Annotated in this window: 6 protein-coding genes; all 6 read right to left on the bottom strand. The window is 39.5% G+C overall.

Annotated elements, in window-relative coordinates:
• Entirely contained in the window at window positions 1-894 is an 894-nt protein-coding gene (locus IPM34_08450; GenBank protein MBK8955571.1) for a class I SAM-dependent methyltransferase, read from the bottom strand.
• A 67-nt stretch (window positions 895-961) separates the two neighbouring features.
• Window positions 962-4582, bottom strand: a complete 3621-nt coding sequence (locus IPM34_08455; protein MBK8955572.1) for a gliding motility-associated C-terminal domain-containing protein — start codon at window positions 4580-4582, stop codon at window positions 962-964.
• Window positions 4583-4593: 11 nt separating this feature from the next.
• A complete protein-coding gene (locus IPM34_08460) occupies window positions 4594-7008 on the bottom strand; it encodes a PD40 domain-containing protein (protein ID MBK8955573.1) in 2415 nt (804 codons plus the stop codon).
• Between the two features lie 10 nt (window positions 7009-7018).
• Window positions 7019-8044: a PorP/SprF family type IX secretion system membrane protein gene (locus tag IPM34_08465; protein MBK8955574.1), complete on the bottom strand. Its 1026-nt coding sequence runs from the start codon at window positions 8042-8044 to the stop codon at window positions 7019-7021.
• Between the two features lie 149 nt (window positions 8045-8193).
• The gene (locus tag IPM34_08470) at window positions 8194-11850 is read right to left on the bottom strand and encodes a gliding motility-associated C-terminal domain-containing protein (protein ID MBK8955575.1); all 3657 of its coding nucleotides are present in this window, start codon (window positions 11848-11850) and stop codon (window positions 8194-8196) included.
• Window positions 11831-14284 (bottom strand): PD40 domain-containing protein, encoded by a 2454-nt coding sequence (locus IPM34_08475; protein MBK8955576.1) that lies wholly within the window; start codon window positions 14282-14284, stop codon window positions 11831-11833. Before IPM34_08475 ends, IPM34_08470 begins: the two co-directional genes overlap by 20 nt.
• Window positions 14285-14291: the final 7 nt, after the last annotated feature.

Consider the following 14291-nt stretch of genomic DNA (forward strand, 5'->3'; position numbering starts at 1 on the left):
TTAATTTTTCGATTTTTTAAAAATATACACCTGACTGGAGAATTTAGGTGTTTTTGCGAAGGCAGCATTGATGTTTGATAACATTCCGATGAGTCCGCCCAACAACAGCCCGAATATATTTTTCTTATATTTTTCGCTTAAGATGGAAACATAGAAAGCATCAAAAATCATGGGCTTGATTTCAACGCACTCCAATTGATGGTGTTTGGCCAGTTCAATAAGTTGATTCGGTTTAAAGTGCCATACATGTCTGGGTACATCATAACCTGCCCAAAATTCCCGATAATATTTTGCATCAAAGGAATCACAATTGGGCACAGCAATAATCAGGTAGCCCGAATCTTTAAGTATGCGATTTATTTGTTGTAATCTTGAACCGGGTTCGGGAACATGTTCGAGAACATGCCACATGGTGATCAGATCTGCTGTTTCATTTTTGATTTCTTCAAGATAGGATTCGGAATAACACGATAACTGAAATTTTTCGATCGACAGGTTTCTGGTTGTTTCATCCGGTTCGATTCCCGTGACCTGATAGCCTTGTTTTTTGCATGCATTCAAAAAATATCCGGCTCCTGATCCAATGTCGATCAATGTTCCACGATCAGATAAGTTTTTTAACCAGCGCAATTTCATCCATAGTGTCAGATGTCGAATGCTTTTGTACAATTTGTTGATCAAACCTTCAGAACTGTCGCTGTGCGATATATAGGTCTTCGACTGGTAGTATTTTCCCAGTTCTTGATTTTCTGGTCGTGGGCTGGTTAGCAATAATTTGCAATGTTCGCATTGCACGATTTCGAATGATGATCGACTTACCGTATAATCGATGCATGAAAATTGTTTCGTGAACTTCGAATGATTACATACCGGACAAAATGGGACGAAGTACATATATAGATTAGCTTAGGGCCTGAAATAAGTTTATTATGAATTGTTTAAGGTGCCAGGAGATCTGATTTTACTTGAGCAGCGAAATATTACCTTTCTTTACTTGCTCTTCCTGTCCCAGACAACTGAACCGGAGAATGTATCCAAAGACATCCGGAGAGAGTTTCTTGTTTTTATATGTTCCATCCCAGCAAAATACCGGATCAGTGCTTTGAAATATCTTTTCACCCCAACGGGAATAAATGAGCAATTCCATTTTGCTTACAGTTCCGGGTCTGGTTCTCACGCAAAGCTGCTCATTTTTGGAATCGTTGTTTGGAGAAAATGCATTTGGCAAAAAAACAGCATCAATACAACTTTGAACGACTATGGTAACAGAGGCGCTTGCCGTACACCCGGCCTCATCGGTTACAACTACAGTATATGTTGTTGTTTTAGATGGTGTCGCAATGGGATTGTGAATGCGTATATCATTTAAACTGCCATCATCCGGCGACCAAAGGTAAGTCCAGTTTGGATTGAATGTGGCCATAAGTTGAGAGGTCTGACCTCCAACAACAATTTTAGGTTGTGCGTCAACAACCAATGACAACTGAGGATCATTGATGGTGAGCAAATGTGTAAAACTCCACTCGCATCCTAGTTTGTTATTGATTGTAACTTTAAATTCCTGCGTTTTCTCCGTATATACTTTTACAATGGAGTCCATTGGATTTCCAATTATGAAATTTGCGGGTTCCCATAAATACATATACATACCTGGCGGTTGCACCTGAGCTGATAACATTGCTGTATCGTTTACGCAAATTTTATCATCGCCCTTTATAGTAGCTTGCAGTTCGTAAAGAATGACTTCAATGGTATCGCGGTCTGTACAACCATAACGATCGGTAACCTTGAGAATGAATCTCGATGTTTCGCCGATTTCAACTTCAATGACGGGTTTGTCTCCCAGCGTATTATTTTTTTCATCGCACCAAATGTATTTTACATCGGTTAGATTGGATGATCCCGATAAATTAATTTTTGCTTTCTCACACAGAAAGGTATCAGGTGTTGCATGTGATTCTACAAAAGGGGGAACAAGAACAAAGATGCTGTCGAACAATGCACACGAATCGGGAAAATCCTGATCAGTTACTTTTACATAATACCATTTGCTGATTGATATAGTTGCTTTAGGATTGGGACTGTTTGGATTATCCAATCCTTCTACGGGAGTCCATTCGTAATGATATTTGGGATCTCCTCCAGGATTGAGAAAAACGGATTCACCAAAACAGGAAATTACAGTATCTTTTAAATTGATTTTAAGTTCTACGACAGTAACTTCTGTCTCAACTTCCCGGGAACAGATGGTATCGGACTTTAATCGTATGATGTATCTGCCTGGTTTTGGATAAACGTAATCACCACTTTTCGCAGTTGAGGTTCCAGTGCCATCTCCAAAATCCCAAAATACCCTTCCAATGGTATTTGTACTGTATTTGATTTTCAGTGAACCACATTCGCTTTCTGCAAGTATCTCAGGAATCGGATGATCGATTGCGGTGATGATGATACTATCTTCAACTTCACAATCATACTGATTTTTTATATGGAATCGCAAAACATATCTTCCAGGGTTTGATACATAAACCTTTGTAGTTAAACTATTCAAGGGCCCTGTCAGAATTGGATTATTATCCCATATAATGCGAAGGGTATCTTTAGTACCTGTCGGTTTAATTTCAATAACGAGACTATCTCCCGCACATATTTGGTAATCGCCATTAAATTCAACATTAAATGCCTTGTACTTCACGAGGATACTTGTGGTATCAGGACATTGTTCGCTGGCTGAGCCTGCAATCACATAATATCTTGTGTCCTGCATAATGGTGTCCAGCAAAATAGAATCCTGTGAAATGAGTTGGGTGAATCCTGGATCTGTATACCAATAATAGAGATTTGTTGAATCTGCATGTGCTTTTAATCTTACAAAACCATTGCAATTTATACTATCGCCGGTAACCGATAATTTGATTCTTTCCTTAACCTTAATTTCAATTTGCTTGATAACCTGACATCCTCCATCGGTGATCGTCACCGTATATACAGTTGTGGTAAAAGGTTTAGCCCATGGATTAGCAGGATTGGACAGATTTAAACTATTTGTGGGACTCCAGTTAAATACGAGTCCCGGCTTTGCACTTTTTACAAGTCTGATAGAATCGCCTTTGCAAATCGATGCTTCATTGCCGATAAGTTCAGCATCTACAAATTTGAAATTAATGTCTTTAATGATTTCTGAATAGCATCCAAACGTATCTCTGATTTTTAAAGTGATCTCGTAAAAGCCCTCTTTGGGAATGGTAATCACCGGATTTTTTTCGTTGCTTCGTATGGAATCATTGGGTCCGAAAATACACCAGCTTGTTTCGATGATTTGATATCTGGATTGTGAGGAATCAATTAATTTTAATATACCAATCGTATCACAAACAAGTTCATAACTAAAGTCTGGTTTAAGTTGAGGGTCAATGACCCGGATCACTTGCTCAAATGTATCGACACATGTTACATTTTTTACAGCCAGCACTACTCTGTAGCTGCCTTCTCTTGGATATGTGAATGTTGGATTTAATAATGTAGATTGCCTGGATCTGTCACCATCCCAATCAAAGAACCAGGTGAACTCCAAGCCTGCGACGGACTCATTTTGAAACTCTACTTCTAATCCTTTGCAAATTTCTGATTTGACTGAAAATTTCGCAGTGGGTTGGACACCACAATTCACGACATTGACTTCAAAGTCTCTGCGGACTTCAGAAAGAAATTCACCGTTTCTGTATTCTTTTACACAAACCCCAACCAGAAATTGTCCCAGGATTCCAGGTGTAACTTTAAATAAACCGGTTGTTGGGTCAATAGTGGCAGGTGATCCAAACAGATTGTTTAAGCCGAATCCGGGAGCCCAATTCAGTAATGTATACGGTGGATTATCCGGTCGATCAGCAGGAAAAGTGATTGTTTTACCCAGATATGGTGTGCATAAACTATATACCAGTGAATCTCCATCTTCATCAGTCGCCGAATGATCAAAAATCATTTCTTTATTGACACAAGTATATATCGGTGGATATTCCAAACCAAAAGCAGGTGTTGAATTAATATTGTCTGCCGATAGCGGTTTTATTTCAGCAACAAAGGTGGTACCTACGCTGTCGGCATGTTCGATATTTGTCAGGGTGCTGTTCCTGCAGCAGCGCTGATAAACCAGGTAGTATCCCCTTTGTTCATAGGGAATCGTAAATGTATCGATGTAAGTACTTTGATGCACGCATACTTCTTTCAGTGGTCCGGGACAAATGTTGTCTGGCTTCTCCTGAAGGGTGTCATTATTCATTTGAGCCATCCTGAACGTTCCATCAGCACCCACACGGAAAGCTTTTTGATTGTCTCTGTAAAAAACTCCAATAATTGCAGGATTATCAAAGGGTACGGTGTCTGAACCGTTGATGCAATCTCTCCGAACGACGAGTTTGATTTCATATCGGTTATTGCCCAGATAGCGATATGTCAGTTCGCCACCGACAATGTGTGATGCAAACAAGGACTGGAAATCAGACCCCAAAATAAAAAGTACAGCAGTCAGCAGCAGCTTTCCTGCGTATATATTTCTGAATATTTTCTGTACAGTTTTTTTCATGACGTTCTGTGTTATTCCTTGATTTCGATAATTTCTACACGTCTTTCCCTGGACGCTTCAACCGTATAAACTGAACGCAAGTCTTTCTTCTGATCGCTGATGCCTTTTGGTGCCTGACTTTCTCCGAAAGGTTTCTCACTTAATTTTAACTGTCCGTTTTTAATGTATTTTTTAAAGATGCCTTTTTTATAATTCCATATATCGTTATACACACTGTGTATTCTTCGGTGAGAAAGTTTTAAATTATAATCTGACTTAGCCAATGGAGATGCGTAGCCTTTCAAAAAGATCTCGTAAGTTTTGCCTTTCTTTAAATCGGACTCTAAAACAATTAAGAAGGTATCGAGGATTTTTTTGCCTTTTACAACTTCATTCGCAAAGAAATCATTCATCAGAGAATTGGCCTGACCGCCATCAAATACCTGAAGTTCATTGGATACCTTAATAAATTTGGGTTTTCGAGCTAAATAATTTCGGTAGGTGTGTGCGTAACCGGTATGGCATGTTGTGTCGTAAGAACCTGGTCCCGGACGATCATTGTCAAAATACAAACTCACAGGCAACAAGTTAAAAATGATGCTTGGGAGGTATAATTTTTTCTGAACAATGCCGCTGCTTCCACAATCGATTAGAAACATCGTGTCGACGCTAGCGAAATCCGGTTTGCTGGCGATGATGCGGTAGCGATGGCATGGCAATGCAGGAATGACAAACAAGTTATTCTGTACATTGAATAAAGTGGTGTCCAAATTTCCATCGAGGTCTTTAATTGACACACGCACACCATCCAAAGGTTGTTTGTTGTTTTTATTGAAAGTGAGTACTTCTAAAGTAACTTTATTTGGTTTAAGGAAAAGTTTTTTAGTGAGTGATTTAAATTCTCCAATCCTTCCTGAATAAAAAACCAGGGAGTCGGAAGTGAATCCATCTTTATGCGCCGTGAGCTTGTAATTTCTTTCGCAAAGGATATCGTAATTAAAATCATTGCCATTGAGATTTTGGATCACCACAGGTTGTTGATTCTTGTCTTCTATATCTGTTAATTCTACAGTGGCACCGTGGATTTCTTCCTGAGTATAATAATTATACACCAGGGCAAGCAAGTCTATATTGCAGGATTGGATGGATAATTTAAAAAGATCAAGGCAGCAGGCTTCATTGGCGTCGTCGAGAAATAAAGTACCCGTTCTGTTTGAAGCCATATAAGCCACAGTATCCTGATCTGTAACATAATAATACAAATCATCAAAACTGCTGTTTTGTGGGAAACCAATATTTACTGGAGCAGAAAATCCTTTGTCGGTTTGCTTTGCAGAATATATATCTAATCCACCGAAACCCAAATGCCCTTTGGATGAAAAATACAAAGTTCGGGAACGCTCATAATAAAACGGCGAATACTCGTCTTCCGCAGTATTGACACTTTCACAGTTTATGGGTTCCGAAAAATTGCCATCTGCATCCATAAAGCTGTACCAAATATCGAATCCACCCTTACTGGCGTTCGGTCGGTTGGATGAAAAATACAAAACTGCGCCATTTCCATTTTCGAGACTTGACAAACATGGCTGTGTCGAACTGTATCCTGATATGTTTAGCGGTTCCGGAAGTTTTTCGGGGGGAAGCCAGGTACCGGTAGCGTCAACTTTACTTTTATAAAGATCGCAGCGCTTATCGTAATCGTTGAGATCTTCACAAATAGTGTAAATAACGATCGATTTATCTTGGGCATAAGAGCTGTGAGCAATGGATTTATCAAGTCCGGGGAAACTGTCGCTCAGGATCCTTTCAGCAGCATTGTCCTTGACGGATCGCAATACAGATGCATTGTGCCTTTTTGGAATATCGGTATTGGCTAAATTTGTAAATCTCAAAGATGAGTACGTGAGCGTGTCGCCATTTACATTTGGAGCGAAATCAGAAAAGATAGAATTGATATGATTTTCCAGTCTGTTTATGTAAACTCCTTTGTTTGGATTTTTAATTTGTTGTAAGGCCCACTCACATGCTTTGATTTGCCTTTCGGTATATGCAAAATAGGGGCTCGTATCGCTTGAAAATTCTGTTTTGTAAATTTTATAAGCCCATATGGCTTTTTCGTAATCGCCCTGAATGTGCCTCATTTGTCCAAGTTTTAGAGAGGCTTCGGGAAACCGGTTTTTCTCTTCGCTTGCAGAAACCAACTCAAAAAATTCTGCGGCTTGTTTGTAGGATCCCAGTTGCATTCCAGCCATTGCTGCTTTGTATCTAAAATCATTGTTATCGGGTTGGAATTCCAATGCTTCTTTGTACTTTAAAAATGCATCGTAGAAGTTTTTACTATGCATGGATTGTTCGGCAACTGAGAGCACCGATGAAAGGGATTGAGCATCGAGTTGTGCGATGCGGAAAAAGATAATGCCAATTAAAATCAGTTTTTTATACATGGCCTTTGGATTAAAAAATAGGACATGATTTTAACTGAGCAAAGGGCCTGGCTTTTGTGAATATATAAACAAAACTAAACTCTGGCCCGCCTTTCTCTCTGACCGCTGATTCAAATCCTGAATTTGTGATGTCGTAACTGAGTCCACCATAGTAATTCTTATATTGCACGGCAATTTTAGGTATAAGTGCATCTTCCAATCTGGTCGCAATACCTAATAATAATTGGAGCTCCTGTCCTCTTCTCTGACTTAGATATAATTTTGCATAGCCTCCAAGCAAGGTTTCTTCATAGGCTTGCTGCTTTTGATATAATCCATGTAACATAAGATCTAGGTTTTCGGTTAGCTGAAAACTTGGAATCAACTGAAAACTCCATCTTATGGGCAGTTTGATGCTGAGCGATTGTTCAAAAAATTTCTGATCGGGTTGGGTCAGATGAAAAGCGGATATGCCAAAATCAATTCGCGTTCTTTTTGATTTTTGCCAGCGATAATTTAAACCTGCATGGGCATCAAAGAAATTGGTTGATGTTTTCCCAAAATTTTCACCCGAAGGCAGGGTTGGATCGAAGATATCTCCATTCCATTGAGAATCCCAGGTCAACTCATCCGGATTAAATCTTCGATGCGCAAAAGAAATACCTCCTCCTGCTGAAAGAATATGGTTTATACTTATGGGATAACTGTAAGCCACTGAGCCGCCCAAATAAGCCAGGCCAAGCTTCGAATCTCCAGCCTGATCGTAGTTAAACTGGATACCAACATTCCAGATACCCTTGGTTTTCCAGGATTTCGGGTAAATTTTAAAATCAAATGAACCACTAAGGGTCATGTACCGGACAATATCATCCACAAACCATTGCCTCCTGTAATTTAAAGCCAGTCTTTGGTCGCCTGCAAACAACCCGGTTGCTGCGGCATTATAATTTAAATGAGTCGTATAATATTGTGAATGGTGGATATCCTGTGCATGCAAGCTGTTCAAATAGAGAATGAACACTCCTAAACAACGCAGTATTCCGGTTGGTTTGTGCATAATGCCGTGCTATCGCCTTTATAAACTATAAAATGTGGATTACCAAAAGATTATAGTTTAAGTAAACTTAAAATATGTTCCTGTAAAGTCCGGGTGTAAGGCCTGAACTCTACACAAATATAAACAAATTATTAAGAATGCTTAGAGGATCAACGCAATAGAGTCACATTCCCTTTTTTAGCATAGGTCTGTCCATCAACACACGTGGCAATGAAGTAATAACCATAAACATCAGGAGGAAGCTTGACGCCTTTATACGTGCCATCCCACCAATGATTGATGTCCTTAGTTTCAAAGACTTTTTCTCCCCATCTGTTGTAAACATAAAGTTCGACTGATTCGAGAAAATTGCTTCTTATTCGAAGGATATCGTTTTCCATATCGTCGTTCGGACTAAAAACATTTGGGAAAAATACATCTTCTTCATTGCATTTAGGCCGCTTTACAAATACGCTTACTTCGGCAATACCTTCACAGCCGTCCTCATTTCTTGCTTTGACCGTGTACAGTGTTGAACTTTCCGGACTGGCTTCTGGATCCGGACATTTAATACATGTAAGGTTATACGGGATGATCCATTCGTAATCCATATACCCGGGTGTTGTTGATAATTGGGTTGATTGTCCAAGGAATATGGTGTCGGGATCCGCAAATGCGAGTAATGGTGGATCGAATCTGCTGATGTTTACTTTAAAACTATCCTGATATGCACAACCGTATTCATTGATAAAGGTTAGGTAAAAAACGGTGGTGTCTGAAGGTTTAACCAAAATCCTGGCCTGATCCCTGTTTGTAATAATAAATCTTTCCGGCGTCCAGTCAAATTTGTACTTGTGTCCATCGAGATTAATAAATTCAATGGGCCCATCCTTACCCGGACATAATTTATCTTTTCCGATAATGTCATAACTCGTATCAATGGGAACTATTCTGAAAGAGTCCACATCGCCACAACCGTATGCATCAGTTGCATAAGCAAATACGTACATGGAATCTTTGAACAATTTCTCCAGACTGTAGCCGGTACCAAGTAAAATACCAATTTCGTCGGTCCACTCAATGCTTGGAACTATGGCTCCGGAATCTGTAGTTGCATGTAAAATGATTGGGCTTTGATAACATAAAACGGTATCATTGTTAACTTTCAGATTTATCGGAGGGGGTACAAAAACGGTGATTTCCCTATCGATAAAACAATCCGGAATATTCGGATCACTCACGCGGACTTTGTATGTTTTTGTTCCGCTCACATGCGCTGTTGGATTTGGACTTGTAGGATCATCCAGGCCTTCAGCGGGTGTCCAGAAATAACGATAACTGGTATCCGGATTTTCGTTGAGCTTCACTGGTTTCCCCATACAACTTACAACGCGTTCTTTAAGACTGACCATAATCAATCCGACATCGACGATTTTAGTGATTTCGTTTTTACATTCAGCAGCCACTTTTAAGGTAACCGTATACCTGCCTGCTTTTTGATAAAAATGAACAGGGCTGTTTTCATTAGATGTTTCCTGATCTCCAAAGTCCCAGAAATAGTTGCCGGGAGAACTCAGGTTGCTGAAACTAACAAGTGTATTGTCGCAATTTTTTTCTGTTTTAAAATCAGCTTCGGGTTTGCAAACGATATATGCATTCACCGAGTCGGATGTGTTGCAATCGTATTGATTGGTAGCAAGTACTTTAAATTGGTAATGCCCACATTGAGGAATGCGCACAGTAACCAGATCCGTTCCTTTTCCCGACAAAATGTTTGTATCGGGTTGCCAGGTATACGAAAGCTGGTGATTGGGATTGCCATTTTGGATTTTTAACTGAAATGTATCGCCTTCACAAACTCTGACAGAATCCAGACTGATGGAACTGTTTACTTCTTCGTTTCTTACAGTGATACTATCGAGACCCGGACAATTAAAAGCACTTTTTGCTCTGACATAAAAAGTCTTTTTTCCATCAACTTGCGTTTTTAGTGTATAGGATCCATTAGAGAGAATGTTTGAAAAATCTGAAAGATCAGACCATTCTACCGTGCTCTCTACTCCCCCATTGGCAATCAGTTCGAGATCTTTACCACAGATCACAGAATCTCCTTTAATGTCGATGTTCAAAAGATCGCTCACTGTAACCAAAACAGAATCTTCCTCTGTGCAATTTCCGTCTGTAATGACGAGTTTATAGACAATGTCTGACGTAGGCGTTGCAACCGGGTCCGGACAAAAAGCGCAACTTAAACCCGTTGAAGGAGTCCAGGTATATTTAAATCTGGGGTCAGGGTTTTTCAACAGTTTTGTCGATTCACCAATGCATATGGGAATTTTATCTCCTACAAATTGTGGATCCAGAAAATTCAACTGAAATTCTTTTTCAATCGTATCAGTGCAACCACCTTCTGAAGTAATGGTTAATTGGATTACCGCTTTACCCGTATCCTGGAATACAAAACGCGGATTTTGATTCAATGAAGTAAAGATTCTGCTGTTTAGTTTCGCATTCCATTGCCACCTATTTATGTTTAACAGGGAATCAAACGATTGATCTGTGACAACCAATTCAATGCTATCCTTACAACTTTCATATTGAACATTGAAATCACTTCTTAAAAACCCATCGCCATAAAGATAAACATCCAGATAATTGGTGTCGATACAATCTTTTGCTCTGTTGGCTACTAATGCCACCCGGTATTTTCCCGGGCCAGGAAATTTAAATTCCGGGTTGGTATCCTTGGAAATCAGGTTAGTTCTTGGATAATCAAATAACCAGGTAAAGTCTCTTGCATTAACGCTGTTGTTTGTAAATTTTATAGTGCTGTCGCCAACACACAATACGGTATCGCTTGCAGAAAATCTTGCAACCGGGTTTGTTGTACAGAACCGGACATTGTATTGAAAATCTCTTCTGACCCTCGATAATAGTTTTCCGTTCCGGTATTCATCAACACAAATTCCTACCAGATATTGACCAATGGCATTGGGCTGTCCTGTCAATAAACCTGTGTTCTGATCAATTCTCAGTGCAGGATTTCCACCCAACAGATCCGCTAAGCTAAAAGGCGGTTTATATGTAACTTGAGGAAAAGGTGGTCTGCTTGGTCTGGTGGGTTTGGAGTTGGCGGTGTCAGCTCCTGCATAGGGTACACAAAGGCTATATACCAAAGAATCGCCTTCCTGGTCAAATGCATGGTGATCAAAATTAATGAACCTATCTCCACAAACATAAATTGGGGGAAAAGCACCAAACTTAGGAGAGTTGTTGCAGTACATCAGGGCATCTTCTGAAATCACAATATTATAAGTAGCGCCTATAAGTTCGGGGTCAATGATGTTTGTAATGGTTTTATTCCTACAGCAACGCTGATAGCCTAATACATATCCTCCCTTGAGAAACGGTAATTCAATTTTGCCGCGATACGTAGTCGTATGCACACATACATCACCTCCGACGACTTCACATTCCGTCCTTAAAATTTCATTTAGGGTATCGTCATTTCTGAAGTCGAGCAACAACAAGCCAAACTGACCTCTGCTTCGTACGATTGCACCTTCGCTATCAAAAATTCCAATATGTGCCGGATCATCAAATTCAGCTTCAGGACTTCCGTTGAAACAGTCTCTCCTCAAAGTCAAAGTGATTTCATAAACCTGACCGCCGAGACATTTGTATGACATTTCTCCTCCAACAATATGGCTGGATCTGAGCTCTGTTGATGTCAACAGGATCCACGCAAATCCCAAGACCAGCAGTTTTAAATATTTATATGAATTGTTTGCCATAAGTTCCATTGAGTTATTGATTAACATTTTCATCCACACCTTTTAATATTTCCAAAATTTCAACTCGCCTCTCATAGGCCGCCTTCAAATTATATATGGAATTTCTCGTATCCAGCAAATCGTCACTCACATCCGAAGAGGATTTAGATTCACCAAATGGAAGTTCCTTGATTTGATAAAATCCATTGACTATATAGTCGTGAAACACTCCATTGTCATAGCGGTCGAATTCATTCCGAACACTATATACTCTGCGAGAAGAAAGTAATTGATTGTAATCTGATTTGGCCCGAGGGGAGGCATAGCCTTTCAAAAATATATCAATTTCATGGCCTTCCTGGAGAATTATGATCAGTTTTTCCATGAACAATTTTAATTTTTCGGCATTAGCCTTTACGTTTTTGTTAAAAAATGTATCAATTTCGAGTATGGCCTTTTCTCTGTTTGCCGTTTTCATACCCCGGGTAAATTCATTAATGTAGGTCAGTTTCTTACCGTAGTAATCGCTGTAAATATCTAAAAAGCCTACACTGGTACTGTCGGATTCTGATCTGGGATCCGGCATGTCATTCTCAAAGAACAATCGAATCGGCAATAATTTTCGCAAATCGGCTATGGCAGTCAATTCTAAAAACAGTTTTCTGTTCAACACAGGTTCCAGTGCTGTTTCCAGTGGTGTAATCAGGATCTCTGTACTTTCGTATTTGGGTTTAAACGCTTTAAGTTTGTAATTTTTTCCTTTAAGTATTTTAAAATCGAAAAAATTACTGTCCGGATTCGTCGTCGATTTTAATAAAATATTCTGATCGAGATCCCACAATTCAACCGTTGCTCCTTTGAGATTTACATTGGTGGTTCTTTCAAAGGTATATGCATTGAGCATTTTGGTCTGGGTGAGATACAAATTTTTCGTAATGGCAGATAAGTCTTCCAGATCAATGGTATTGCAATATACCGTATCTGAAATCCAACCATCCTTGCTTCCTGTGATCCGGTATTTTCTGTCTTCTGTGATCTTCAGCGGATAAATAGATTTATCGGATAGTTGGTTGGCATAATGCAAACTATCTTTTTCTGTAAAGTCCGCGATCTCAACCCGGACGCCGTGCAATCCACTGGAATCGTATTTGTCCAGGGTATTCACAATGAGATCGAGCGTAGCAGGCACGTATTTTATTTTATAAATATCGTAGCAGCATGCCTGGATTACCTCATCCATAAATTTTGATTGAGGTTTGTTGGAAACTATGTATGCTTTGCGCTGAATATCGTCTTCGCTATAGTATAAGTCATCGTAACTGCTGTTGACAGAAGGACCTAAATTGATAATTTTTGCGGAATCTTTACCTTTCAGCGCATAACTGTACACATCGAGTCCGCCAAATCCTGTATGTCCTTCGCTGCTAAAATATAAAGTCGACGTTTTCGGGTTGAAATACGGACTTACTTCGTGTTCGCTGGTATTCAGTGTTTCGATATTTTCAGCCTGTGATGGAAATTCATTTTCACTGATGAGCACCGAATACAAATCAAAACCTCCTTTGCCCCCAGGCCTTTCACTTACAAAATACAATTTATCCAAACCTGTTTCAGGATCTTTGGTGATGTGCGGTTGTGTTGAAGTATAACCAGGCATATTTACAGGTTCCGGCAATTTAAATTTAGGTCCCCACTTCAATCCTGTTTTGTATTTTACGTAGATATTGCATTGAATCCGGTCAACATCTTTCATATATGTACAGAGCGTAAAATAAACTTTACTGCTGTCTCGGCTGAAACTTGGCTGGACCATGTGAGCATCTGCTTCAGCGAAACCGGAATCGAGCGGCATAGGCTGTAAATTGTTTTCGTTGAAGCGCAAAATACTTCCGCGATTTTCAGGTGACTTATCGTCTTTTCTGTTTTCGTCTAAAACCCGGTCAAATGAAACGTACAATGAATTATTGGAAAATACCGGACTGAATTCGCTGTTTTGCGTGTTGATTTTATCATCCAGCTTTTTTTGTTGAATCAACGGATCTTTTTTGCGAATTTGTTCTTTAGCCCATGCAATTGAAGTAATTCTTTTTTGAGTTCTGTTTTGCAATTCGGCATCTTCATGACCACTCGCCTGATAAGATTTAAAATAAACCAGTGCTTCGCTATAAAAACCCTGACGAAGCAGAGATTCACCGAGATAAAATTCTATTTCTGGATGTCGTTGCAAAATATCTTTGGTAATAGTTGCTCTGTAATGTTTTGCGGCGGTAGAAAATCCATTGAGTTTAAAAGCGGCATGCCCTGCAAGCATTTGGAAAGAATCTACTTCCTGCTTGTAGTCCAATGCCAATAAAATGTCGTGGTAAGCTGCATAGTAATCTTCCCTTTGCAGATATTTGTTGATGGTTTCCTTGTACTTACTCAGCGACTGGCTCTTTCCAATTGAAATTCCAAGAAGACTAACGATTAAAATATAAATAACTCTCATAGACTGT

Source organism: Saprospiraceae bacterium (assembly GCA_016716185.1).
GTDB lineage: Bacteria > Bacteroidota > Bacteroidia > Chitinophagales > Saprospiraceae > Vicinibacter.

Bases quoted from the DNA above. Each gene is read 5' to 3' on its own strand.
- IPM34_08450 (MBK8955571.1), bottom strand. From the start codon at position 894: ATGTACTTCGTCCCATTTTGTCCGGTATGTAATCATTCGAAGTTCACG.
- IPM34_08455 (MBK8955572.1), bottom strand. From the start codon at position 4,582: ATGAAAAAAACTGTACAGAAAATATTCAGAAATATATACGCAGGAAAG.
- IPM34_08460 (MBK8955573.1), bottom strand. From the start codon at position 7,008: ATGTATAAAAAACTGATTTTAATTGGCATTATCTTTTTCCGCATCGCA.
- IPM34_08465 (MBK8955574.1), bottom strand. From the start codon at position 8,044: ATGCACAAACCAACCGGAATACTGCGTTGTTTAGGAGTGTTCATTCTC.
- IPM34_08470 (MBK8955575.1), bottom strand. From the start codon at position 11,850: ATGAAAATGTTAATCAATAACTCAATGGAACTTATGGCAAACAATTCA.
- IPM34_08475 (MBK8955576.1), bottom strand. From the start codon at position 14,284: ATGAGAGTTATTTATATTTTAATCGTTAGTCTTCTTGGAATTTCAATT.